26 protein-coding genes and 1 other annotated feature are annotated in these 23,642 nt (G+C 44.5%); all 26 genes read right to left on the reverse strand.

The annotated features are described in order from the left end of the window. Window positions 1-15 precede the first annotated feature (15 nt). The 26 genes from rpsS to ACWHAR_RS18550 all read right to left on the reverse strand — a co-directional run bounded on the left by rpsS (window position 16) and on the right by ACWHAR_RS18550 (window position 23,638). Window positions 16-294 (reverse strand): 30S ribosomal protein S19, encoded by a 279-nt coding sequence (gene rpsS / locus ACWHAR_RS18425; protein WP_003156472.1) that lies wholly within the window; start codon window positions 292-294, stop codon window positions 16-18. Between the two features lie 57 nt (window positions 295-351). Further along, complete coding sequence (gene rplB, locus ACWHAR_RS18430) at window positions 352-1,185, reverse strand: 50S ribosomal protein L2 (protein WP_003156470.1); 834 nt, start codon at window positions 1,183-1,185, stop codon at window positions 352-354. Window positions 1,186-1,216: 31 nt separating this feature from the next. Next, on the reverse strand, window positions 1,217-1,504 hold the full coding sequence (gene rplW / locus ACWHAR_RS18435; protein ID WP_003156467.1) for a 50S ribosomal protein L23: 288 nt from the start codon (window positions 1,502-1,504) through the stop codon (window positions 1,217-1,219). After that, window positions 1,504-2,127, reverse strand: coding sequence for a 50S ribosomal protein L4 (gene rplD, locus ACWHAR_RS18440; protein ID WP_007615239.1), 624 nt, complete (start codon window positions 2,125-2,127; stop codon window positions 1,504-1,506). Before rplD ends, rplW begins: the two co-directional genes overlap by 1 nt. A gap of 27 nt (window positions 2,128-2,154) precedes the next feature. Further along, entirely contained in the window at window positions 2,155-2,784 is a 630-nt protein-coding gene (gene rplC, locus ACWHAR_RS18445; protein ID WP_007410402.1) for a 50S ribosomal protein L3, read from the reverse strand. Window positions 2,785-2,823: 39 nt separating this feature from the next. Then, the gene (gene rpsJ / locus ACWHAR_RS18450) at window positions 2,824-3,132 is read right to left on the reverse strand and encodes a 30S ribosomal protein S10 (protein WP_003156464.1); all 309 of its coding nucleotides are present in this window, start codon (window positions 3,130-3,132) and stop codon (window positions 2,824-2,826) included. Window positions 3,133-3,380: 248 nt separating this feature from the next. Further along, the gene (locus ACWHAR_RS18455; RefSeq protein WP_032872233.1) at window positions 3,381-4,346 is read right to left on the reverse strand and encodes an alpha/beta fold hydrolase; all 966 of its coding nucleotides are present in this window, start codon (window positions 4,344-4,346) and stop codon (window positions 3,381-3,383) included. Between the two features lie 103 nt (window positions 4,347-4,449). Further along, a complete protein-coding gene (tuf, locus tag ACWHAR_RS18460; RefSeq protein WP_007410400.1) occupies window positions 4,450-5,640 on the reverse strand; it encodes an elongation factor Tu in 1,191 nt (396 codons plus the stop codon). Between the two features lie 119 nt (window positions 5,641-5,759). Then, the gene (fusA, locus tag ACWHAR_RS18465; RefSeq protein WP_007410399.1) at window positions 5,760-7,838 is read right to left on the reverse strand and encodes an elongation factor G; all 2,079 of its coding nucleotides are present in this window, start codon (window positions 7,836-7,838) and stop codon (window positions 5,760-5,762) included. 52 nt (window positions 7,839-7,890) lie between these two features. Continuing rightward, window positions 7,891-8,361, reverse strand: coding sequence for a 30S ribosomal protein S7 (gene rpsG / locus ACWHAR_RS18470; protein WP_003156447.1), 471 nt, complete (start codon window positions 8,359-8,361; stop codon window positions 7,891-7,893). A gap of 39 nt (window positions 8,362-8,400) precedes the next feature. Next, entirely contained in the window at window positions 8,401-8,817 is a 417-nt protein-coding gene (gene rpsL, locus ACWHAR_RS18475) for a 30S ribosomal protein S12 (protein ID WP_003156445.1), read from the reverse strand. A 115-nt stretch (window positions 8,818-8,932) separates the two neighbouring features. Beyond that, on the reverse strand, window positions 8,933-9,181 hold the full coding sequence (locus ACWHAR_RS18480) for a 50S ribosomal protein L7ae-like protein (protein WP_003156443.1): 249 nt from the start codon (window positions 9,179-9,181) through the stop codon (window positions 8,933-8,935). Window positions 9,182-9,349: 168 nt separating this feature from the next. Next, window positions 9,350-12,949: a DNA-directed RNA polymerase subunit beta' gene (gene rpoC, locus ACWHAR_RS18485; protein WP_007410398.1), complete on the reverse strand. Its 3,600-nt coding sequence runs from the start codon at window positions 12,947-12,949 to the stop codon at window positions 9,350-9,352. A gap of 62 nt (window positions 12,950-13,011) precedes the next feature. Continuing rightward, window positions 13,012-16,593, reverse strand: coding sequence for a DNA-directed RNA polymerase subunit beta (gene rpoB, locus ACWHAR_RS18490; protein ID WP_003156440.1), 3,582 nt, complete (start codon window positions 16,591-16,593; stop codon window positions 13,012-13,014). Window positions 16,594-16,837: 244 nt separating this feature from the next. Beyond that, the gene (locus tag ACWHAR_RS18495) at window positions 16,838-17,443 is read right to left on the reverse strand and encodes a class I SAM-dependent methyltransferase (protein WP_029325705.1); all 606 of its coding nucleotides are present in this window, start codon (window positions 17,441-17,443) and stop codon (window positions 16,838-16,840) included. Between the two features lie 91 nt (window positions 17,444-17,534). Beyond that, entirely contained in the window at window positions 17,535-17,906 is a 372-nt protein-coding gene (rplL, locus tag ACWHAR_RS18500; protein WP_003156436.1) for a 50S ribosomal protein L7/L12, read from the reverse strand. A gap of 41 nt (window positions 17,907-17,947) precedes the next feature. Next, complete coding sequence (gene rplJ, locus ACWHAR_RS18505; RefSeq protein WP_007410396.1) at window positions 17,948-18,448, reverse strand: 50S ribosomal protein L10; 501 nt, start codon at window positions 18,446-18,448, stop codon at window positions 17,948-17,950. 63 nt (window positions 18,449-18,511) lie between these two features. Next, window positions 18,512-18,654, reverse strand: a sequence feature (ribosomal protein L10 leader region). A gap of 48 nt (window positions 18,655-18,702) precedes the next feature. Beyond that, on the reverse strand, window positions 18,703-19,401 hold the full coding sequence (gene rplA, locus ACWHAR_RS18510; protein WP_003156431.1) for a 50S ribosomal protein L1: 699 nt from the start codon (window positions 19,399-19,401) through the stop codon (window positions 18,703-18,705). Window positions 19,402-19,495: 94 nt separating this feature from the next. Then, the gene (rplK, locus tag ACWHAR_RS18515) at window positions 19,496-19,921 is read right to left on the reverse strand and encodes a 50S ribosomal protein L11 (RefSeq protein ID WP_003156430.1); all 426 of its coding nucleotides are present in this window, start codon (window positions 19,919-19,921) and stop codon (window positions 19,496-19,498) included. A 167-nt stretch (window positions 19,922-20,088) separates the two neighbouring features. Then, the gene (gene nusG / locus ACWHAR_RS18520; protein WP_003156423.1) at window positions 20,089-20,622 is read right to left on the reverse strand and encodes a transcription termination/antitermination protein NusG; all 534 of its coding nucleotides are present in this window, start codon (window positions 20,620-20,622) and stop codon (window positions 20,089-20,091) included. A 166-nt stretch (window positions 20,623-20,788) separates the two neighbouring features. Further along, window positions 20,789-20,968 (reverse strand): preprotein translocase subunit SecE, encoded by a 180-nt coding sequence (gene secE / locus ACWHAR_RS18525; RefSeq protein WP_003156422.1) that lies wholly within the window; start codon window positions 20,966-20,968, stop codon window positions 20,789-20,791. A 32-nt stretch (window positions 20,969-21,000) separates the two neighbouring features. Then, window positions 21,001-21,150 carry a 50S ribosomal protein L33 gene (gene rpmG, locus ACWHAR_RS18530; RefSeq protein WP_003156421.1) on the reverse strand — a complete coding sequence of 50 codons (150 nt, stop codon included), beginning with the start codon at window positions 21,148-21,150 and terminating at the stop codon, window positions 21,001-21,003. Window positions 21,151-21,235: 85 nt separating this feature from the next. After that, the gene (gene sigH, locus ACWHAR_RS18535; protein WP_003156415.1) at window positions 21,236-21,892 is read right to left on the reverse strand and encodes an RNA polymerase sporulation sigma factor SigH; all 657 of its coding nucleotides are present in this window, start codon (window positions 21,890-21,892) and stop codon (window positions 21,236-21,238) included. Window positions 21,893-21,954: 62 nt separating this feature from the next. Continuing rightward, window positions 21,955-22,467, reverse strand: coding sequence for a ribosome-dependent mRNA decay endonuclease Rae1/YacP (gene rae1, locus ACWHAR_RS18540; RefSeq protein ID WP_003156414.1), 513 nt, complete (start codon window positions 22,465-22,467; stop codon window positions 21,955-21,957). Between the two features lie 6 nt (window positions 22,468-22,473). Further along, window positions 22,474-23,223, reverse strand: a complete 750-nt coding sequence (rlmB, locus tag ACWHAR_RS18545; RefSeq protein ID WP_003156413.1) for a 23S rRNA (guanosine(2251)-2'-O)-methyltransferase RlmB — start codon at window positions 23,221-23,223, stop codon at window positions 22,474-22,476. Then, window positions 23,207-23,638, reverse strand: coding sequence for a Mini-ribonuclease 3 (locus ACWHAR_RS18550; RefSeq protein ID WP_003156412.1), 432 nt, complete (start codon window positions 23,636-23,638; stop codon window positions 23,207-23,209). The genes rlmB and ACWHAR_RS18550 overlap by 17 nt, the downstream gene beginning before the upstream one ends. Window positions 23,639-23,642 lie beyond the last annotated feature (4 nt).

The raw sequence follows: 23,642 nt of genomic DNA on the forward strand, positions 1-23,642 counted from the left end.
TAAAAGCCTCCTCTCTTAGCGTCTTGTTTTTTTATCGTCACTGGCGTGGCCTTTGTAAGTACGAGTCGGTGCGAATTCGCCCAACTTGTGGCCTACCATGTCTTCAGAAATGAATACAGGCACGTGTTTACGTCCGTCATATACTGCGATAGTGTGACCGATAAATTGTGGGAAAATAGTTGAACGGCGAGACCAAGTTTTTACAACTTGTTTCTTGTCCGTTTCATTTAATTTCTCGATTTTTGTCATCAAGTGTCCATCGACAAATGGTCCTTTTTTCAAGCTGCGAGCCATTTTGGAACCTCCCTTCGTGATTGCACTACGGTCCGAAATGAACCGTAGACAACCCCGTTATTTATTTTTACGACGACGTACGATAAATTTATCAGATTTGTTCTTTTTCTTACGTGTCTTGAATCCAAGAGTCGGTTTGCCCCAAGGAGACATTGGTGATTTACGTCCGATTGGCGCGCGACCTTCACCACCACCGTGCGGGTGATCGTTAGGGTTCATTACAGAACCGCGGACTGTAGGGCGAATGCCTTTCCAGCGAGAGCGTCCTGCTTTACCAACGTTGATAAGTTCGTGCTGCTCGTTACCTACTTGACCGATAGAAGCGCGGCAAGCAGAAAGGATCATGCGAACTTCACCAGAGTTAAGACGTACAAGAACGTATTTGCCTTCTTTACCAAGAACCTGAGCAGATGTACCAGCTGAACGTACAAGCTGTCCGCCTTTACCAGGTTTTAATTCAATGTTATGCACAACTGTACCAACAGGGATGTTGATAAGCGGAAGTGCGTTACCTACTTTGATGTCAGCTTCAGGGCCGGACATGATTTCAGTACCTACTTGAATTCCTTTTGGTGCAAGAATGTAACGTTTTTCTCCGTCTACATAGTTGATTAGTGCAATGTTAGCTGAACGGTTTGGATCGTACTCAACTGTAGCAACGCGTCCAGGTATACCATCTTTATCGCGTTTGAAGTCGATAACACGGTATTGGCGTTTGTGTCCGCCACCTTGGTGACGTACAGTCAATTTACCTTGGTTGTTACGTCCGCCTTTTTTGTGAAGGGGAGCAAGCAAGGATTTTTCCGGCTGGTCAGTCGTGATTTCAGCAAAATCTGAAGTTGTCATGCCACGACGTCCGTTAGAGGTCGGTTTATACTTTTTAATCGCCATTTTGAATTTCCCTCCTTCTTTTTACAGATAATTAAGCTTCAAAAATTTCGATTTCTTTGCTGTCTGCAGTAAGTTTTACGATCGCTTTTCTGCGACGGCTAGTCATACCAGTGTAGCGGCCGACACGTTTTGATTTCCCTTTGTAGTTCATGATGTTGACTTTGTCAACTTTCACTCCAAAGATACTTTCAACTGCATCTTTCACTTCTGTTTTATTAGCTCTTACATCAACTTCAAAAGTATATTTTTTTTCAGTCATTAAATCAGCAGAACGTTCAGTAATGACGGGGCGCTTAAGAACATCACGAGGATCTTTCATTATGCAAGCACCTCCTCTACTTTTTCAACCGCAGCTTTTGTAATCAGAAGCTTCTCGTGGTTGACAACGTCTAACACGTTGATTCCGTTAGCTTGAACAACTGTAACTCCAGGGATGTTGCGTGCAGAAAGAGATACTGCTTCGTTTGCATCCGCAGTTACGATTAAAGCTTTTTTCTCAACAGATAATCCTTTAAGGATAGCTGCCATTTCTTTTGTTTTAACCGTATCAAGAGTAAGATCTTCAAGAACAATAATGTTGTTGTCGTTCACTTTAGAAGACAATACTGATTTGATTGCCAAGCGGCGAACTTTTTTAGGTAATTTGTAAGAATAGCTGCGTGGTGTTGGGCCGAATACGACACCACCTCCGCGCCATTGCGGTGAACGGATTGAACCTTGACGGGCACGACCTGTACCTTTTTGACGCCATGGTTTGCGACCTCCGCCGCGTACTTCAGAACGATTTTTTACTTTGTGAGATCCTTGACGTAAGGAAGCTCTTTGCATAAGAATAGCGTCGAATACTACGCTCTCATTTGGCTCAATTCCAAATACAGACGCGTTTAATTCGATATCACCAGCAGTAGAACCGTTTTGGTTGTATAATGCTACTTTTGGCATGATCAATTTCCTCCTTTCCTAAGAGACTTATTTAGATTTAACAGCACTTTTAACAGTGATTAAAGTTTTTCTCGCACCAGGTACGTTACCTTTAATCAAAAGAAGATTGCGCTCAGCATCTACTTTTACGATTTCAAGGTTTTGGACAGTGATTTGATCTCCGCCCATGCGTCCAGGTAATAGTTTACCTTTGAATACACGGTTAGGATCTACAGGTCCCATTGAACCAGGACGACGGTGGTAGCGTGAACCGTGAGACATAGGTCCGCGAGATTGTCCGTGGCGCTTGATTGCACCTTGGAAACCTTTACCTTTAGATACTCCTGTTACATCTACGATTTCTCCTGCAGAGAAAATTTCAACCTTGACTTCCTGACCAATTTCATACGCATCCATATCCACGCCGCGTAATTCTTTAACGAAGCGCTTAGGAGCAGTTTCCGCTTTTGCAACGTGTCCTTTTTCCGGTTTGTTTGAAAGCTTTTCACGCTTATCGTCAAAACCAAGCTGGATCGCTTCATAGCCATCATTTTCAGCTGTTTTCTTTTGAAGAACAACGTTTGGAGCTGCTTCAATAACAGTTACCGGGATAAGATCACCGTTCTCTGCGAATACTTGCGTCATACCAATTTTTCTTCCTAAGATTCCTTTGGTCATTCGTCACACCTCCTATTAAGATCATTCTATATTTTAGAATTAAAGTTTGATTTCGATATCGACACCAGATGGTAAGTCTAATCGCATGAGAGCATCAACAGTTTGTGGTGTTGGGTTCACAATGTCGATTAAACGTTTATGTGTACGCATTTCAAATTGCTCACGAGAATCTTTGTATTTGTGCACCGCACGAAGGATTGTGTAAACTGATTTTTCAGTTGGCAACGGAATCGGACCAGATACGCTGGCACCAGAACGTTTTGCCGTTTCAACAATCTTCTCTGCAGATTGATCAAGGATTCTATGATCATATGCTTTTAAACGAATACGAATTTTTTGTTTTGCCATTATTTTCCCTCCTTTTCGCCTACATCACGTTAGACAGTTCTCCGTGAGAAAAACCTGATCACCTTGCCATGGCAAAGCGGCCGGGTGTGTCAGCAACCTCTCACTTCATCGCAGTCAAAGACCAACATACACTATTATACAGAAAATAGACGCATGTTGCAAGGTTTATTTAAAGAACCTTGTGGTTTTCACACTTTGATTATTATACAGGTGATACCATGATTAATCAAGGATATGCCTGTTTTCTTTCAGAGATGGAACGATGCGAACCGGCTGACAACTTCGGCAAAGCGATCCGGTTCCTCCAAGTGAGGCGAATGGGCTGAGTTCTCAAACCAATGCCATTCTTTATAAGGCGCATCAACCTTCTGATAATATTCATAAGACGTCGTCCCCGGGACCGTCAAATCGTATCTCCCTGACATAAAACAGCACGGTATTATAATAGAAGAAACTGATTTCCCGGCATCAAAGAAAATGAGATCCTCCCACAGGTGTTTCAGGCTGAACATTTGTCCCCGCGCGGCTAAGAAGCTCCCTCTCACACCGTACGGTTCACCAAACAGCATTCGCCCCCCTGCTTTAAGAGCACCGATCGGATGATGGGTAAAGCCCCCTCCCCTCATCTCGATACAAAGCAGAAATAACGATCGCTGCAGCTGTTTCTCCCATGGAGGCGCTCCGATAAAGCGCAGCGTCTTTTCCAGCAGGAAATGTTTCCGTTGCCTGCTCCATTCCATCATCAGCCGGTAAGCTTCCGTTTCTTCCTTTTGAATATTAACCACCTGACTGATACCGATATACGCATAATACAAATCAGGTCTCTCTTGAAGAACATGAAGCGCCAGAACTGAACCCCACGAATAGCCGGCGATATATATTTTTTGCCTGCTGAATTGCTTGCATAAGTGTTCGGTCAAATGAATGGTATCGGCTGTCAGCTGATTTAAAGTCATAGATGAACCCGGAATTTCCTTTGAATAAGAGAGACCCGCCCCTCTCTGATCCCAGTTCACAACGGTGAAATGCTTTTCCAGCTTATTCTGGTATTTTCTCGCATAGCCGATTTGAGGCGTGCCGGGACCGCCGTGCAAAAACAAAAGCAGCGGATTACTCCTGTCATCACCATTAATCATAATGGTTTGTTCACTGCCATTAATCAGCAATTGCTGAAGCATTGAAATACGATTGGTTTTCTTGAAGTTATCGTTCATCGCTCTGCTCCTAAAATTTGTATACGTTCTATTATACATGGAATCAGCGGCGAAACAAAAAAGCGAGGCCCCATAAGGGACCCCGCATTAATGAACGAGTCGATTACTCAGTGATTGTAGAAACAACGCCTGAACCAACTGTACGTCCGCCTTCACGAATAGAGAAACGAGTTCCTTCTTCGATAGCGATTGTAGAGATAAGTTCAACGATCATTTCAGTGTTATCTCCAGGCATAACCATTTCTACGCCTTCTGGAAGATTGATGATACCAGTTACGTCAGTTGTACGGAAGTAGAACTGAGGACGGTAGTTAGAGAAGAATGGAGTATGACGTCCACCCTCTTCTTTAGAAAGAACGTAAACTTCAGCTTTGAATTTGCTGTGTGGAGTGATTGTACCTGGTTTAGCAAGTACTTGTCCACGTTGGATGTCTTCACGAGCTACACCGCGAAGAAGTGCACCGATGTTGTCTCCAGCTTCAGCATAGTCAAGAAGCTTACGGAACATTTCAACACCTGTAACAGTTGTTTTGCTGTTTTCTTCTTGAAGACCGATGATTTCAACTTCGTCACCGACTTTAACTTGTCCGCGTTCTACACGGCCAGTAGCAACTGTACCACGACCAGTGATTGAGAATACGTCCTCAACTGGCATCATGAATGGTTTGTCAGTGTCGCGTTCTGGAGTTGGGATGTACTCATCAACTGCAGCCATAAGTTCAAGAATTTTTTCTTCGTACTCAGCGTCACCTTCAAGAGCTTTAAGAGCAGAACCTTTAACAACTGGTACATCATCACCAGGGAAGTCGTATTCGCTAAGAAGATCGCGAACTTCCATTTCAACAAGCTCAAGAAGCTCTTCGTCGTCTACCATGTCGCATTTGTTAAGGAATACTACGATGTATGGTACACCAACGTTTTTAGAAAGAAGGATGTGCTCACGAGTTTGTGGCATTGGGCCATCAGCAGCAGATACTACAAGGATAGCTCCGTCCATTTGCGCAGCACCAGTGATCATGTTTTTAACATAGTCAGCGTGTCCTGGGCAGTCAACGTGTGCATAGTGACGAGTGTCAGTTTCGTACTCAACGTGTGCAGTAGAGATTGTGATACCGCGCTCACGTTCTTCTGGAGCACCATCAATTTGATCGTACGCCATAGCTGTACCTTTACCAGATTTCTTATGAAGTACTGTTGAGATAGCAGCAGTTAATGTTGTTTTACCATGGTCAACGTGTCCAATTGTACCGATATTGGCATGTGATTTGGAACGGTCGAATTTTTCTTTAGCCATTCTAAAATCCTCCTTAAGAGCTTTTAATTAGTAATGTATAGAGTGATAGAAAGTGAAAGCAAGCTCTCACTTCCTCATCTTACAATAGTAGTTATACTTGAGTTAAGTGGCAAAATCAATTATTCGCCTTTATTTTTTTTGATAATTTCTTCAGCGATGCTCTTCGGCACTTCTTCGTAGTGATCCATGAACATTGTGAACGTACCGCGTCCTTGCGTGTTAGAACGAAGGGCAGTAGCGTAACCGAACATTTCAGCAAGAGGTACCATCGCACGCACAACTTGAGCGTTACCGCGAGCTTCCATACCTTCTACGCGTCCGCGACGAGAAGTAACATCACCCATGATGTCTCCCATGTATTCTTCAGGAATAACAACTTCAACTTTCATGATTGGTTCAAGAAGAACTGGGTTACATTTGCTGACTGCATTTTTCAATGCCATAGAAGCAGCGACTTTAAACGCCATTTCGTTTGAGTCAACATCATGGTAAGATCCATCAAAAAGTTTCGCCTTGATGTCGATTAGCGGGAATCCGGCTAGGACACCATTTTCAAGAGAGTCTTCAAGACCTGCTTGTACGGCTGGGATGTATTCACGAGGAACAACACCACCGACGATTGCGTTTTCGAATTCAAAGCCAGCGCCTTCTTCGTTCGGTTCAAATTCGATCCAAACGTGACCGAACTGACCGCGTCCGCCTGATTGACGTACGAATTTACCTTCAACTTTTGCACCGGTACGGAATGTCTCACGGTACGCAACTTGAGGAGCACCAACGTTAGCTTCAACTTTGAACTCACGCTTCATACGATCAACAATGATATCAAGGTGAAGCTCACCCATACCAGAGATGATTGTTTGACCCGTTTCAGGGTTTGTTTGTGTACGGAATGTAGGATCTTCTTCAGCAAGTTTCGCTAAAGCGATACCCATTTTATCTTGGTCAGCTTTTGATTTAGGCTCAATCGCTACGTCGATAACAGGCTCTGGGAATTCCATTGATTCAAGGATTACAAGATCCTTCTCATCACATAGAGTATCTCCAGTAGAAGTATCTTTTAGACCTACAGCAGCTGCGATGTCTCCAGCGTAAACAGTAGAGATCTCTTCACGGCTGTTAGCGTGCATTTGAAGGATACGTCCTACGCGCTCACGCTTGCCTTTTGTAGAGTTCTTTACATATGAACCGGAATCAAGTGTACCGGAATATACGCGGAAGAATGTCAGCTTACCGACATAAGGGTCAGTCATAACTTTAAATGCAAGTGCAGAGAATGGCTCTTCATCAGAAGAATGACGAACGATCTCTTCATCTGTATCAGGACGTACACCTTTGATTGCAGCAACATCAGTTGGCGCAGGAAGGTAGTCAAGAACAGCATCAAGTACTAGCTGAACACCTTTGTTTTTGAAAGCAGAACCAACAAGTACAGGGTAGAATTCAACATTCAGTGTACCTTTACGGATAGCAGCTTTCAGTTCAGGGATAGTGATTTCTTCACCTTCAAGGTACTTTTCCATAAGCTCTTCATCAAGCTCAGCTACAGCTTCAATCAGGCTGCTGCGAAGCTCTTCAGCTTGTTCTTTGTACTCTTCAGGGATTTCTTTCGCATCTGAACGAGTTCCAAGGTCATCTTCGTAGAAATACGCAACGTTTTCTACTAAGTCGATGATACCTTCGAAGTTGTCTTCAGCGCCGATCGGCAATTGAATTGCGTGAGCGTTAGCTTGAAGACGGTCTCTTAAAGTGCCTACAGAGTAAAGGAAGTCTGCACCGATTTTGTCCATTTTGTTGACAAATACAACACGCGGTACTCCGTAAGTTGTTGCTTGGCGCCATACTGTTTCTGTCTGAGGCTCAACACCTGATTGAGCATCAAGTACGGCAACCGCACCATCAAGTACACGGAGTGAACGTTCAACTTCAACTGTGAAGTCTACGTGTCCCGGTGTATCGATGATGTTTACACGGTAACCTTTCCACTGTGCAGTCGTTGCTGCAGAAGTGATTGTGATACCGCGTTCTTGTTCCTGCTCCATCCAGTCCATTTGCGAAGCACCTTCGTGAGTTTCGCCAATTTTGTGGATACGGCCTGTGTAGAACAAGATCCGTTCTGTAGTAGTCGTTTTACCGGCATCGATGTGAGCCATGATCCCGATATTACGAGTTTTTTCTAAGGAGAACTCTCTTGCCATTGGGTAATTTCTCCTTCCTTATTAGGGAATTATTATTTTGATTATATGAATCCTACCAGCGGTAGTGAGCAAATGCTTTGTTCGCTTCTGCCATCTTGTGAGTGTCTTCACGTTTCTTAACGGCAGCACCAGTGTTGTTAGCTGCATCAAGAATTTCGTTAGCAAGGCGCTCTTCCATTGTTTTTTCTCCGCGAAGACGCGCATAGTTAACCAACCAGCGAAGACCAAGAGTTGTACGGCGTTCAGGACGAACTTCTACAGGCACTTGGTAGTTAGCTCCACCTACACGGCGTGCTTTTACTTCAAGTACAGGCATGATGTTTTTCAATGCTTGTTCGAAAACCTCCATTGCATCATTGCCAGTGCGTTCTTTAATGATATCGAATGACTTGTATAGGATTGTTTGAGATTTACCTTTTTTACCGTCGATCATCATTTTGTTGATCAGGCGGGATACCAGCTTAGAGTTGTAAAGCGGATCAGGTAAAACATCTCTTTTTGCTACAGGACCTTTACGTGGCATCTGAATATCCTCCCTTCATAGTTTTAATGATTTATTTGATTACTTTGCTTTAGGACGTTTCGTACCGTATTTAGAACGGCCTTGCGCACGGTTTTCAACTCCGGCAGTATCAAGCGCGCCACGAACGATGTGGTAGCGTACCCCCGGTAAGTCTTTTACACGTCCGCCGCGGATCAGTACAACGCTGTGCTCTTGCAGGTTGTGACCGATACCAGGAATGTAGGCAGTAACCTCGATTCCGTTAGTCAAACGAACACGAGCATATTTACGAAGTGCTGAGTTCGGTTTTTTCGGTGTCATTGTACCCACACGAGTACATACCCCGCGTTTTTGTGGAGAAGATACGTTAGTGTGCTCTTTTTTAAAGCTGTTGTATCCTTTGTTTAATGCAGGTGACTTAGAGTTTTCAACTTTGCTCACGCGTCCCTTGCGAATTAGCTGATTAATTGTAGGCATGTTGTGTTCCTCCCTTCATTACGTTTTATAACCCACATACCCAGGTGGTTCATCATTAGGCAAAAAACAATGTCTTTACACAAGAATGATATCTTATATAAAAACAAAAAGTACGCTATAACATAATGGCAACAGCTGCTGCTCCCACTTCAATTCCGCAGGCTTTGCCGAGCTTTTTCATGGAATCCACCATACAGACAGCGGTATTTTGGTTCTTTGCAAGCTGGATAACGCCAGCCGTAAGAACTGAATCCGCGTCTTTTGCCACGACGACTTCCTTCACTGAACCTCGTTTTAGAGCTTTCACTGTTTGCTTCGTACCAATAATAATTGATTTGGCCTGTGATACTTTATCATAAGACATAAACATATCCTCCAAAGTAACAGGTTTTATTTCGAGCACCTTGGTTATATTATCACTCTGCGGGACGGATGTCAACAACGTATGACATTTTTTAGTGCAGTCCCCCGCCAGAATAATTGTAATACTGAGGAAAAGCTGTCGAAACAGCCTTTCCTGCAGCAGTTTCTATTATTCAGCCGGAACCATATCTTCCGAAGGCTGAACGTTTGAAACAGGTTTTACTTTTCTGTAATTCATCATACCGGTACCGGCCGGAACCAGTTTACCGATGATAACATTCTCTTTCAGGCCGAGAAGTTCATCGCGCTTGCCTTTAATCGCAGCATCTGTAAGAACGCGTGTTGTTTCTTGGAATGATGCGGCAGACAAGAATGAATCCGTCTCGAGTGAAGCTTTTGTGATACCGAGAAGGACAGGACGGCCTGTAGCAGGTCGATTGCCTTCAAGCAGCACTTTTTTGTTCGCTTCTGTAAATTGGTGAATATCAAGCAATGTGCCAGGGAGAACATCAGTATCTCCGGCATCGATCACACGGACTTTGCGAAGCATCTGGCGAACCATTACTTCTACGTGTTTATCGCCGATTTCAACCCCCTGCATACGGTAAACCTTCTGAACCTCATGCAGAAGATATTCCTGAACCGTTGTCAGGTCAGTGACTTTAAGAAGTTCTTTCGGATCGATAGAACCTTCTGTCAGCACTTGGCCGCGGGTAATCTGATCACCCTCAGCCACTTTCAGGCGTGAGTTGTAAGGTGCCGTGTATGAACGTGTCTCAACAGCGCCCTGAACAACAATCTCCTGCTGTTTGTCGCGGACTTCATTGATTTCGGCAATTGTACCGTCAATTTCAGAAATCGTCGCTTGACCTTTCGGATTACGCGCTTCGAAAAGCTCTTGGATACGCGGAAGACCTTGTGTGATATCGTCTCCGGCAACCCCGCCTGTGTGGAACGTACGCATTGTTAACTGTGTTCCAGGCTCACCGATAGATTGAGCGGCGATAATACCTACTGCTTCGCCGACTTCAACATCAGTTCCGGTTGCAAGGTTACGTCCGTAGCATCGTTTACATACACCATGAGGAGTGTTACATGTGAACGCGGAACGGATCCACACTTCTTCGATTCCGGCTTCAACGATTTCCAGCGCTTTATCTTCATCGATCAATTCATTTTCGTTAATGAGCACAGCACCCGTTTCAGGATGTTTGATCTGTTTTCTGGCGAAACGTCCGATCAGACGCTCTTCCAGACGCTCGATGATTTCCGTGCCTTCTTTGAGCGGTTTTGCAAGAATACCGCGGTCTGTTCCGCAATCTGTTTCACGAATGATAACATCCTGCGCAACATCAACAAGACGGCGTGTAAGGTAACCTGAGTCAGCTGTTTTCAGGGCGGTATCGGCAAGACCTTTACGCGCACCGTGAGTGGAGATAAAGTACTCCAATACTGTCAGACCTTCACGGAAACTTGATTTAATCGGCAATTCAATGATTCGTCCAGCCGGGTTGGCCATCAGACCGCGCATACCCGCAAGCTGTGTAAAGTTAGATGCGTTACCACGGGCTCCTGAGTCACTCATCATGTAGATCGGGTTGACTTCGTCTAATGATTTCATCAGTTTGCCTTGGATAACATCTTTCGCTGAACTCCAAATTGAAATGACTCTTTCATAACGTTCTTCTTCGGTGATTAAACCGCGTCTGAACTGTTTCAGGACATTATCAACTTTGCTTTGTGCTTCTTCAAGGATTTCCTGTTTATCATCGAGAACGACGATATCAGAAACCCCTACTGTGATGCCGGCTTTCGTTGAATATCTGAAACCGAGGTTTTTCATGCGGTCAAGCATTTTAGACGTTTCCGTGATATGGAATCGTTTAAAGATTTCCGCGATGATTTTACCGAGAATGCCTTTTTTAAACGGTGCGTTGATCGGCTGCTCAGCAATCACAGCTTTTACGTCAGCACCTTTGTCTAAGAAGAAACGGTCAGGTGTCTTCTCTTCAATGTTGCTCTTCGTTGGTTCATTCATGTAAGGGAATGATTCCGGAAGAATTTCATTGAAGACGAGCTTACCGACAGTTGTAATTAACAATTTTGAACGCTGTTCTTCAGTAAATGTCACATTCTTAAGGGAGTTCGCTGCAACAGCTACTCTCGTATGAAGGTGAACATAACCGTTTTGATAAGCAAGAAGCGCTTCGTCCGTATTTTTGAAAACCATACCCTCGCCGACTGCTCCGGCGCGCTCAAGCGTCAGGTAGTAGTTTCCTAATACCATATCCTGAGACGGCGTAACAACCGGTTTACCATCTTTAGGGTTCAAGATGTTTTGGGCCGCAAGCATCAGAATGCGCGCCTCAGCTTGAGCCTCAGCTGATAAAGGTACGTGAACCGCCATTTGGTCACCGTCAAAGTCAGCGTTATAAGCTGTACATACTAACGGGTGAAGACGGATGGCGCGTCCTTCAACAAGCGTCGGTTCGAAAGCCTGGATACCTAATCTGTGAAGAGTAGGGGCACGGTTCAGTAAGACCGGATGCTCCTTAATGACAGATTCAAGTACATCCCATACTTCAGGCTGCACGCGTTCGATTTTGCGTTTTGCGCTCTTGATATTGTGAGCAAGGCCTTTTTCAACAAGCTCTTTCATGACGAAAGGCTTGAAGAGCTCAAGCGCCATTTCCTTCGGCAAACCGCACTGATACATTTTCAGATGCGGACCTACGACGATAACGGAACGTCCTGAGTAGTCTACACGTTTACCGAGAAGGTTCTGACGGAAACGCCCTTGTTTCCCTTTCAGCATGTGAGAAAGAGATTTAAGCGGACGGTTACCCGGTCCGGTAACCGGACGGCCGCGGCGTCCGTTGTCAATCAGAGCGTCGACTGCTTCCTGAAGCATACGTTTTTCGTTCTGAACGATGATGCTTGGCGCGCCGAGGTCTAACAGACGTTTTAAACGGTTATTACGGTTGATGACACGACGGTAAAGGTCGTTCAGGTCAGACGTTGCGAAACGTCCGCCGTCAAGCTGAACCATCGGTCTTAATTCAGGCGGAATAACCGGAAGCACGTCGAGGATCATCCAAGACGGCTTGTTTCCTGAATTACGGAAGGCTTCAAGCACTTCAAGGCGTTTGATCGCACGTGTACGGCGCTGTCCCTGAGAAGTCTTCAGCTCTTCTTTTAACATATCAACTTCTTTGACCAGGTCGATGTCCTGCAGAAGTTTATTAATGGCTTCCGCACCCATAGAGGCTTGGAATTTGTTTCCGTACTTATCCAGATACGCACGGTATTCCTTTTCAGATAAAAGCTGTTTCTTTTCGAGCGGTGTATTGGCCGGGTCAGTTACGACGTAAGAAGCAAAGTAAATAACTTCTTCCAGCGCACGCGGTGACATATCCAATACAAGACCCATACGGCTCGGAATACCTTTGAAATACCAAATGTGAGAAACCGGGGCAGCCAGTTCAATATGCCCCATTCTCTCACGACGGACTTTAGCCCGCGTTACTTCAACTCCGCAACGGTCACAAACTACGCCTTTATAACGAACCCGCTTGTACTTGCCGCAATGACATTCCCAGTCCTTAGTCGGTCCGAAAATGCGTTCGCAGAACAGGCCGTCCTTTTCAGGTTTCAATGTACGATAGTTTATCGTTTCAGGCTTTTTCACTTCACCAAAAGACCATGAACGGATTTTATCCGGTGAAGCAAGACCGATGTTCATATACTCAAAATTGTTCACATCTAGCAAGGGGCCTACCTCCCTTTTTATCTTCGGATTAACCGATGTCACTTGCCTTTATCAATCAGAGACTATTCTTTCGTTACTGCGTCACGTTCAACGTCTGGAGATGCTGTTTCTTCCGGCGCTTCATCACCTGATAATGCAAGGCCGTCAGCTTGTTTCGCATCTTCCTCGTCTTCTAGATCTCTCATTTCTATTTCTTCTTCATCGCCTGAAAGGATTTTTACGTCCATACCTAAGCTTTGAAGCTCTTTGATCAATACTTTGAATGATTCCGGAACACCAGGCTCTGGAACATTGTCGCCTTTGACGATGGCTTCATATGTTTTCACACGTCCGACCACGTCATCGGACTTCACAGTCAGGATTTCTTGAAGCGTGTAAGCTGCGCCGTAAGCTTCAAGCGCCCAAACCTCCATCTCACCGAAACGCTGTCCGCCGAATTGGGCTTTACCGCCGAGAGGCTGCTGCGTAACAAGTGAGTAAGGACCTGTCGAACGGGCATGAAGTTTATCATCAACCATGTGCGCCAGTTTGATCATGTACATGATTCCGACAGATACACGGTTGTCAAACGGTTCTCCCGTACGGCCGTCATAAAGAACTGTTTTAGCGTCTCTTGACATGCCTGCTTCTTCAAGTGTTTCCCACACATCTTCTTCACGCGCGCCGTCAAATACAGGTGACGCGATGTGAATGCCGAGGTAGCGGGCAGCCATACCCATGTGAAGTTCTAATACCTGACCGATATTCATACGTGATGGTACACCCAGCGGGTTAAGCATGATATCGATCGGCGTGCCGTCAGGAAGGTAAGGCATATCTTCTTCAGGAAGAATCTTCGAGATAACCCCTTTGTTTCCGTGACGTCCGGCCATTTTATCACCTTCAGAAATCTTACGTTTCTGAACGATATATACGCGTACAAGCTGGTTCACTCCCGGAGGAAGTTCGTCGCCGTCTTCACGGTTGAAGACTTTTACGTCGTGGATAATTCCGCCGCCGCCGTGAGGCACACGGAGAGAAGTATCACGGACTTCACGCGCTTTTTCTCCAAAGATCGCATGCAGAAGGCGTTCTTCAGCCGTAAGCTCAGTTACACCTTTAGGCGTTACTTTACCTACGAGAAGGTCTCCGTCGTTGACTTCCGCACCGATACGGATAATTCCGCGGTCATCAAGATTGCGAAGCGCGTCTTCCCCTACGTTTGGAATATCGCGGGTGATCTCTTCAGGCCCAAGCTTTGTATCACGTGCTTCTGATTCATATTCTTCAATGTGAATAGATGTGTATACATCATCTTTCACAAGGCGTTCACTCATGATGATGGCATCCTCATAGTTGTAACCATCCCATGTCATGAAGCCGACCATTACGTTGCGGCCGAGAGCAAGTTCGCCAAGCTCCATTGAAGGTCCGTCAGCAAGGATTTCTCCTTTGACTACTTCATCGCCGACACTGACGATCGGACGCTGGTTGTAGCACGTACCTTGGTTGGAGCGGACAAATTTCAGCAAGCTGTACTTATCCAGGTTGCCTTTTACTTTTTGGCCGTCAATTTCTTCATAGCGGCGCACCCATACGTTTTTCGCTTCCACCCGTTCAACGATACCAGGGTGTTTACAAATAACGGCTGCACCGGAGTCTTTACCGGATACGTATTCCATACCCGTTCCGACGATCGGAGCTTCCGGCTGCATCAAAGGCACAGCCTGACGCTGCATGTTCGCTCCCATTAGAGCACGGTTAGAGTCATCGTTTTCCAAGAACGGAATACATGCTGTCGCAGCAGAAACAACCTGTTTAGGAGAAACGTCCATGTAATCCACGCGGTTGCGGGCTACAACGGTGTTTTCCCCTCTGAAACGCGCTACGATGCTGTCATCCAAGAAAGAACCGTCATCGCTCAGCTTAGCATTCGCTTGGGCTACGACATAGTTATCCTCTTCATCAGCAGTCAGGTAGTCGATTCTAGGCGTTACTTTTCCTGTTTCAGGATCAACGCGGCGGTATGGCGTCTCAATGAAACCAAAGCGGTTTACTTTCGCAAATGATGACAATGAGTTGATCAAACCGATGTTCGGGCCCTCAGGCGTTTCAATCGGGCACATACGGCCATAGTGAGAGTAGTGAACGTCACGTACTTCCATACCTGCGCGCTCACGTGTCAAACCGCCCGGTCCGAGAGCTGACAGACGGCGTTTGTGCGTCAATTCAGCAAGCGGGTTCGTCTGATCCATGAATTGAGAAAGCTGTGAGCTTCCGAAGAACTCTTTAATAGACGCAATAACAGGTCTGATGTTAATCAGCTGCTGCGGCGTAATTGTATTTGTGTCTTGAATAGACATTCTTTCACGTACGACACGTTCCATCCGGCTTAAACCGATACGGAATTGGTTTTGCAGGAGCTCACCTACAGAACGCAGACGGCGGTTTCCGAGATGGTCGATATCATCAGTGTCGCCCACTCCGTGCAGGAGGTTGAAGAAGTAGCTGATAGAAGAAATAATATCAGCAGGCGTAATGTTTTTAATCGCTTCTTCGATGTAAGCATTGCCGATCACATTGATCGTCTGCTCTCCTTCTGCATCGGTAGGAGCATAGATTTTAATGGATTGAAGCATCACTTCATCCTCGACAACGCCGCCGTTAGGATAAAGTTTTCTGAAGCCGATTCCATTTTCTAAGTATGGCAATACTTTATCAAGTGTTCTTCTGTCAAGAATCTGCCCTTTTTCAGCGAGAATTTCACCGGTTTCCGGATCCACCAGTGTTTCTGCAAGGCGCTGGTTAAACAGGCGGTTCTTGATATGAAGCTTTTTATTAATTTTATAGCGTCCTACATTCGCAAGGTCGTATCGCTTCGGATCGAAGAAACGGGAATCCAGCAAGCTTTTTGCATTTTCTACTGTAGGCGGCTCTCCGGGACGAAGGCGCTCATAGATTTCAAGAAGCGCTTTGTCACTGTTTTCAGTGTTGTCCTTATCCAGTGTATTGCGGAGATATTCGTTCTCACCAATGAGATCGAGAATCTCTTGGTCGGAACCGAAGCCGAGAGCACGCAAAAGAACCGTAACCGGCAACTTACGTGTGCGATCAATGCGGACATACACAACATCTTTCGCATCAGTTTCGTATTCTAACCATGCGCCACGGTTTGGAATGACAGTCGCGGTAAAACCTTTTTTACCGTTTTTGTCTACTTTACCACTGAAATATACACTTGGAGACCGAACAAGCTGAGATACGATAACACGTTCTGCACCGTTGATGATAAAAGTACCGGTATCTGTCATAATAGGGAAATCACCCATGAAGACATCCTGATCTTTTACCTCTCCAGTTTCTTTGTTAATTAAACGAACCTTCACTCTCAGCGGAGCTGAGTAAGTCACATCACGTTCTTTTGACTCTTCAACGGGATACTTAGGATCTCCTAAACTGTAGTCAATGAACTCTAGAGAGAGGTTACCAGTGAAATCCTCAATTGGTGATATGTCTTGAAACATCTCTCTAAGACCCTCATCAAGAAACCACTGATAAGAAGAGGTTTGAATTTCAATGAGATTTGGTAATTCTAACACTTCGCTAATGCGAGCATAGCTTCTGCGCTGGCGGTGTCGTCCATACTGAACTAGTTGACCTGTCAACTGATTCACCCCTCAAATCATGCGTATTATATGTGTAATAAGCATCTCTTACGATAAAGAAATACTTTTACAAGACAAAAGAAAAAAGGGTTTCTAATTAAGAAAACCACATCCAAAAACAAATACCGATTTTATTAGCATTTCCATGTTTGTATAATTTATACATGCACTATGATTATTTCAGCATATCATGCAAAATATATACATTGGCATTTTACAATATTAACATAGCTGAAAATTCAAGTCAAACTTTTTTTGCTTTTATGATATAATAGCCTTTCTTTTTTTGAACCACAGAAACTTCGTCAAAAAGCTCCTTCAGTTTTTCAATGGCAGAAGGCCCGCCCTGTTTTTTCTGTATAACGATCCACAATTCACCTGAAGCCCTTAAATGCTCAGCGCTTTTTTCAAAAATGGCATGGACAACTTTTTTTCCGGCGCGGATTGGGGGGTTTGTAAAAATAGAAGCAAATGTTTGAGCAGAATCAATATTTGAAAATAAATCACTCTGATAAATCCGAACGTTTTTTATTCCGTTTTTTTCTGCATTTTCATTTGACAGCTCTACGGCTCTTTCATTCACGTCAATCATGTGCACGGTCCGGTCTGTAAATGCACCGGCGAGCGACAGACCGATCGGGCCGTAACCGCAGCCTGCATCCAGGAAGTCACCGTCGATCTCCGGCTCTTCAAACGCTTCAATTAAGACGCGCGAACCGAAATCAACTTCCTTTTTCGAGAAAACGCCGCTGTCACTTGTGAATGTATAAGATCTGTTCCGCAGTGTAAATGACCATGTCTGTTTATCGCTTTTAACTGAAGGTTTTTCTGAATAATAGTGTTCACTCATTATTAGAACCTCCTTTTTTAATGGCACTTAAAGAAAAGCAAAGAAAAAGCCCGCCTCATAAAAGCGAGCTTCCCCTACAGGCAAGTGAAGATTACTTAACTTCTACAGAAGCGCCAACTTCTTCAAGTTTAGCTTTAAGCTCTTCAGCTTCTTCTTTCGCAATACCTTCTTTAAGTGGTTTTGGAGTGTTGTCAACAAGTTCTTTAGCTTCTTTCAAGCCAAGACCAGTGATTTCACGAACAACTTTGATAACTTTGATTTTCTGAGAACCTGCACCAGCAAGGATAAGGTCGAATTCGCTTTGCTCTTCAGCAGCGCCGCCAGCAGCAGCTCCGCCAGCTACAGCTACAGGAGCAGCAGCAGTTACGCCAAATTCTTCTTCGATTGCTTTTACTAGGTCGTTCAGTTCAAGTACAGTTGCTTCTTTAACGGAAGCAATGATTTCTTCGATATTTAAAGCCATTTGAAATTCCTCCATTTGTTTTATTTTAGGGTAAAATCAGATTAAGCGCCTTGTTCTTCCTTTTGGTCTGCAACTGCTTTAGCTGCAAGTGCAAGGTTGCGAACTGGAGCTTGAAGTACGCTAAGCAACATAGAAAGTAAGCCATCGCGTGAAGGAAGTTCAGCAAGAGCTTTCACTTCTTCAACAGAAGATACTTTTCCTTCGATAACGCCCGCTTTGATTTCCAGAGCTTCGTGATTTTTCGCGAACTCGTTAAGAACTTTTGCCGGAGCGATAACATCTTCAGTACTGAATGCGATCGCATTCGGTCCAGTTAAGACATCATTCAAACCATCAAGTTCAGCTTGTTCAACCGCACGGCGAGTCATTGTGTTTTTGTACACTTTGAACTCTACGTTAGCTTCGCGAAGCTGTTTACGGAGTTCAGTTACTTCAGAAACGTTAAGTCCGCGGTAGTCAACGATGATCGTTGATTTGCTTTCTTTCAGTTTAGAAGCAATCTCTTCAACAACAACTTTTTTTGTATCAATTGCGCTGCTCATGGTTACACCTCCTGTAGATTTTGTGTAACACTTATACCGCTAGGTGATCACGACTGTGACGACGATTTCATATAAAAAGCCTCCATGTGGACATGGAGGCTGTATATACAAGCATACGTAACGTAATAGCTGTGATATATATACACCTCGGCAGGATATTAAGCCTCAACGGCCCCTGCTGTCTACGGTATAAATGACATATTATATTTTACAACATTTTGAATCATATCAGAATGCTGATCTAAAGTCAAATATTATTTTACGTTGAAAGTAGAAGCGTCTACTTTGACACCAGGGCCCATAGTAGAAGTAACGGCAACGTTTTTCACGTAAACACCTTTGGCCGCAGCCGGTTTTGCTTTCAGGATTGTATCATACATTGTTGTGAAGTTCTCAACAAGTTTTTCATCCTCGAAAGAAACTTTTCCGATCGGAACATGGATGTTACCAGCTTTGTCAACGCGGTATTCTACTTTACCAGCTTTGATTTCGCCGATTGCTTTTTCTACTTCGAATGTAACAGTTCCTGTTTTAGGGTTTGGCATAAGACCTTTTGGTCCAAGCACACGGCCGATTTTACCGACTTCACCCATCATGTCAGGAGTCGCAACGATTACATCGAATTCGAACCAGCCTTGCTGGATTTTCGCGATGTAATCAGAATCGCCAACGTAGTCTGCACCGGCAGCTTCAGCTTCTTTTGCTTTTTCGCCTTTAGCGAATACAAGCACGCGCTGAGTTTTACCAGTTCCGTTAGGAAGTACAACTGCACCGCGGATTTGCTGATCGTTTTTACGAGGGTCAACCCCTAAACGAAAAGCAACTTCAACTGTAGCGTCGAATTTAGCTGTGTTTGTTTTTTTAGTAAGCGCCACTGCTTCAGCGACGTCGTAAGCTTTCGCACGGTCTACAAGCTTCGCAGCTTCAACGTACTTTTTACCTTTTTTAGCCATTTTAAAATTTCCTCCTTATGTGGTTATAGCGGAATAACCTCCCACGAATAAGGGTTGCGAACTTGTGAAAACTCGCAACCCGACAAGAAACAAATTAATCCTCGATAACGATACCCATACTGCGGGCAGTACCTTCAACCATGCGCATTGCCGCTTCAACGTCTGCTGCGTTTAAGTCAGGCATTTTCGTTTCAGCGATTTCGCGAACCTTATCGCGCTTAACGGTTGCCACTTTATTACGGTTTGGTTCACCAGAACCAGACTCAATTCCAGCTGCTTTTTTAAGCAATACTGCAGCAGGCGGAGTTTTTGTAATAAATGTAAATGAACGGTCTTCGTAAACCGAAATTTCAACAGGAATGATTAAACCAGCTTGGTCAGCTGTACGAGCGTTAAACTCCTTACAGAATCCCATGATATTTACACCGGCTTGACCTAGTGCAGGTCCAACTGGCGGCGCTGGGTTAGCTTTTCCAGCAGGAATTTGCAATTTTACAACTTTTACTACTTTTTTAGCCACGAGACACACCTCCTTAAGTCCGTGATGTGGTAATAGGGTAAACCCTCCCACTCAAGGTTTCATTCTTTATATGAATGACGAAATATCAAGCTAGCTGCCTTGGATTAGTCCAAGACGTACCTTTGCTATATTATCATTAATATATAGCAATTTCAAGTTTTTTCACATTACAATTTGTCGATCTGGGTAAATTCCAGTTCAACCGGCGTTTCACGGCCGAACATGTTAACGAATACTTTCACTTTGCTCTTATCATAATCAATCTCTTCAATTGATCCTGTAAAGTTGGCGAAAGGTCCGTCTATGACTTTGACTGTCTCATTCAATTCAAAATCAATGTCGGTTTTCCGCTCATCCATGCCCATGCGTTTTAAGATGGTTTCCGCTTCGCCAGGAAGAAGCGGAGTCGGCTTTGAGCCTGAACCGGCTGATCCGACGAATCCGGTAACGCCCGGCGTGTTGCGGACCACATACCAGGAATCATCAGTCATGACGATTTCAACAAGCACATAACCCGGGAACACTTTCTTTTTGACTACTTTTTTCTTGCCGTTCTTAATATCAGTCTCTTCTTCTTCAGGGACGACAACGCGGAAAATTTTATCCTGCATTCCCATTGATTCCACACGTTTTTCAAGGTTTGCTTTTACTTTGTTTTCATAACCGGAATACGTATGAACAACATACCAATTCTTTTCCATTCTATCAGGACTCTGCAGTCCTTCCCTCCCCGCATTTAAAAATGAAGTGTAAAACAAAAAATAGGCTCAGGGCCTATGAATCCTTTTTCAACAACACAATAAAAAACCCGCTGAACGGGTTTTGGCAAACGATATTATGATCTATTATAGCACGTATTGCTGATCATTATTCAACTATTAAACGAATTAATTGAGAAATTCCTGTATCAAGGAGGGCAAAAAAGATAACAAAAAAGATAACCGTTGAAATCACCGTGATTGTATAGCGCGTTAACTCTTTGCCTTTAGGCCAGCTAACCTTTTTCATTTCTTTCCCAACATCTTTAAAGAAACTCATCATGCGCATGTAAAAGACCTCCACAATTTAAAAAGCGAACACTATTTTGTTTCTAAATGAGCTGTATGTGAATTGCAAGTGCTGCAGTACTTCTTAACTTCTAACCGCTCAGCCGCTGATGCAGAGCTTTTCATTGTCGTATAATTACGATTTCCGCATGTTTTGCATGCCAGCGTAATCTTTTTTCTCATGTCGTTACACCTTTTCCTAAACATTCATTTATCTTAATAAAATAGCACAGTCAGAAAAATTCTGTCAATATGACACAGAAACCTGCTACAGGCTGATCTCTCTTATTTCTAAATACTTTTCAAGCTTGCGCTTCACGCGCTGCAGGGCATTATCGATTGATTTTACGTGTCGGTTTAAGTCATCTGAAATCTCTTGGTAACTTCTTCCGTCCAAGTACAAAACAAGCACCTTTCTCTCCAGATCGCTCAGCAGTTCTCCCATTTTCATTTCGATATCATCAAATTCTTCCTGATTAATAATCATCTCTTCAGGATTTAACGTTTTAGCGCCTGAAATGACATCAAGCAGTGTTCTGTCAGATTCTTCATCAAAAATAGGTTTGTCTAAAGAAACATAGGAATTTAAAGGAATGTGTTTCTGACGGGTAGCTGTCTTTATTGCGGTAATAATCTGGCGGGTAATGCATAATTCTGCAAAAGCTTTAAATGAAGTAAGCTTGTCCTCTCTAAAGTCTCGGATAGACTTATATAAGCCTATCATCCCTTCCTGTACAATATCTTCTCTGTCGGCCCCTATTAAAAAATAAGACCTTGCTTTCGCCCGTACAAAATTACGGTACTTCGTAATCAAGTAATCTAACGCATCACTATCCCCAACATGAACCTTTTCAATGACCTGCTCGTCCTCCAACTGGCAAAATTGCACTTTGTTGAACTTTCCCTTGCTGTTCTGTAGATTCACTGCGATCCCCCCGGCGCACGTAGATAGAAATATTATACATTAATGGGCGAAAAAGCGTCAACCTAATCCAGACCGCCTCGGCGCCACTTTTCAAACGTTTTCAAAACCTCTTCGGACAGCTCGATTTTACCCGGTGGTTTTTCAGAAGTGATCTTTGAAACCCGCCTTTGAATCCGGCGTTCTATCGTATCCACTTCCCTCAGGAGCTCCCGGGCGGATTTACGGAGAGCCCCTTGTCCGAAGATCGCCCACTGCTCCGTATAATCGGAAGTTGCGACATGAATCTGTGTCGCAATATTATTCAGCGCCTGGGCAAGCTTCTCGATCCGCTCATCCGCCGTTTCATTCTCCCGTGTGAAAATCACTTCGACTCTGTGATTCGTTTGTTTTTTCTCTATGCCTTTTACCAGGTGTGCGTCAAACACCACAATGACTCTGATTCCCGTGTAGGACTGATATTCCGCCATCTTCTGGATCAGTACATCTCTCGCTTCTTCAAAACTGTTCGCTTTTAAATCCTTTAGCTGCGGCCAAGCTCCAATCATGTTGTATCCGTCTACTAACAGGATGTCCATCTGTCTTCATTCCCCTAAAGGATTGCGCTTCCGGTAGACTTCATACATGAGAAGGCCGGCCGCTACCGACGCATTCAAAGACGTGACTTTTCCGGCCATCGGAAGCTTAATGAGAAAATCACATTTCTCTTTCACAAGCCGGCCCATTCCTCTGCCTTCGCTTCCGATAACGAGCGCCAAAGGCATCTTGCCGTCCATAGAGCGGTAGTCTTCCCGGGCGGATGCATCCGTTCCGACGACCCAAATCCCCCGCTCCTTCATTTCATCAAGTGTCCGGGCAAGGTTGGTCACCTTCACGACGGGAATGTGTTCAATCGCACCGGTCGAAGCTTTTGCGACCGTCGAAGTCAGTCCGACCGCTCTGCGTTTCGGAATCACGATGCCGTGTGCACCGACAGCGTCAGCCGTTCTCATGATGGAACCGAGATTATGAGGGTCTTCCAGCTCGTCCAATATGAGAAAGAAAGGCTGTTCGTTTCTCTCTTCCGCTCTTTTATATAATTCGTCTAATTGTGCATATTCATATGCTGCCACCTGGGCGACAACACCCTGATGCTGCCCCTCCACCATCTGATCGAGTTTTTTCCTCGGTACAAATTGAATGGTGACGCCGCGCTTTTTAGCAAGCTCCATAACTTGCTGCGCCTGTCCTTTTACTGTGTTTTCCGCCATCCATAACTTATACAGCTTGCGATCTGACTTTAACGTCTCAATCACAGCGTTTTTTCCTATGACGTAATCATGTTGCTGACTCATTTGTTTTCCTCCCTGACGTCCCGACTTGTATAGCCTCAGCAATCAGCTGATTCAGTCTTTCTTCTCTTTTCTCAAGAAAAAGGTATCCGAGTAAAGCCTCAAAAGCTGTACTATGGCGGTACGTCTGTACATCTGTGTTTTTTGGCGTCGTCCCTGATTTCGCGTTTCTGCCTCTTCTCAGCACGGCTTCCTCTTCCTCCGTGAAAAAGGATTCGTCCTGAAGGCGGAACAATATGTCTGCCTGTGATTTTGCCGATACAATCCGGCTCGCCTTCTTATGAAGGTCATTCGGTTTCGTAAAGCCCTGCTTAAGCAGGTGATGCCGGACATATATTTCAAAAATGGCATCACCCATATAAGCAAGCGCAAGACCGTTTAACTGCTTTGAATCTTTGATTTGTTCAAATTGAAGCATCCGC

The sequence above is a fragment of the Bacillus sp. LR--39 genome (genome assembly GCF_053613335.1).

Coding starts and splice junctions, on each gene's coding strand:
- rpsS (WP_003156472.1), bottom strand. CDS start 294: ATGGCTCGCAGCTTGAAAAAAGGACCATTTGTCGATGGACACTTGATG.
- rplB (WP_003156470.1), bottom strand. CDS start 1,185: ATGGCGATTAAAAAGTATAAACCGACCTCTAACGGACGTCGTGGCATG.
- rplW (WP_003156467.1), bottom strand. CDS start 1,504: ATGAAAGATCCTCGTGATGTTCTTAAGCGCCCCGTCATTACTGAACGT.
- rplD (WP_007615239.1), bottom strand. CDS start 2,127: ATGCCAAAAGTAGCATTATACAACCAAAACGGTTCTACTGCTGGTGAT.
- rplC (WP_007410402.1), bottom strand. CDS start 2,784: ATGACCAAAGGAATCTTAGGAAGAAAAATTGGTATGACGCAAGTATTC.
- rpsJ (WP_003156464.1), bottom strand. CDS start 3,132: ATGGCAAAACAAAAAATTCGTATTCGTTTAAAAGCATATGATCATAGA.
- ACWHAR_RS18455 (WP_032872233.1), bottom strand. CDS start 4,346: ATGAACGATAACTTCAAGAAAACCAATCGTATTTCAATGCTTCAGCAA.
- tuf (WP_007410400.1), bottom strand. CDS start 5,640: ATGGCTAAAGAAAAATTCGACCGTTCCAAATCACATGCCAATATCGGT.
- fusA (WP_007410399.1), bottom strand. CDS start 7,838: ATGGCAAGAGAGTTCTCCTTAGAAAAAACTCGTAATATCGGGATCATG.
- rpsG (WP_003156447.1), bottom strand. CDS start 8,361: ATGCCACGTAAAGGTCCTGTAGCAAAAAGAGATGTTTTACCTGATCCG.
- rpsL (WP_003156445.1), bottom strand. CDS start 8,817: ATGCCTACAATTAATCAGCTAATTCGCAAGGGACGCGTGAGCAAAGTT.
- ACWHAR_RS18480 (WP_003156443.1), bottom strand. CDS start 9,181: ATGTCTTATGATAAAGTATCACAGGCCAAATCAATTATTATTGGTACG.
- ACWHAR_RS18495 (WP_029325705.1), bottom strand. CDS start 17,443: ATGAGTGAACACTATTATTCAGAAAAACCTTCAGTTAAAAGCGATAAA.
- rplL (WP_003156436.1), bottom strand. CDS start 17,906: ATGGCTTTAAATATCGAAGAAATCATTGCTTCCGTTAAAGAAGCAACT.
- rplJ (WP_007410396.1), bottom strand. CDS start 18,448: ATGAGCAGCGCAATTGATACAAAAAAAGTTGTTGTTGAAGAGATTGCT.
- rplA (WP_003156431.1), bottom strand. CDS start 19,401: ATGGCTAAAAAAGGTAAAAAGTACGTTGAAGCTGCGAAGCTTGTAGAC.
- nusG (WP_003156423.1), bottom strand. CDS start 20,622: ATGGAAAAGAATTGGTATGTTGTTCATACGTATTCCGGTTATGAAAAC.
- secE (WP_003156422.1), bottom strand. CDS start 20,968: ATGCGCATGATGAGTTTCTTTAAAGATGTTGGGAAAGAAATGAAAAAG.
- rpmG (WP_003156421.1), bottom strand. CDS start 21,150: ATGAGAAAAAAGATTACGCTGGCATGCAAAACATGCGGAAATCGTAAT.
- rae1 (WP_003156414.1), bottom strand. CDS start 22,467: ATGGACATCCTGTTAGTAGACGGATACAACATGATTGGAGCTTGGCCG.
- rlmB (WP_003156413.1), bottom strand. CDS start 23,223: ATGAGTCAGCAACATGATTACGTCATAGGAAAAAACGCTGTGATTGAG.
- ACWHAR_RS18550 (WP_003156412.1), bottom strand. CDS start 23,638: ATGCTTCAATTTGAACAAATCAAAGATTCAAAGCAGTTAAACGGTCTT.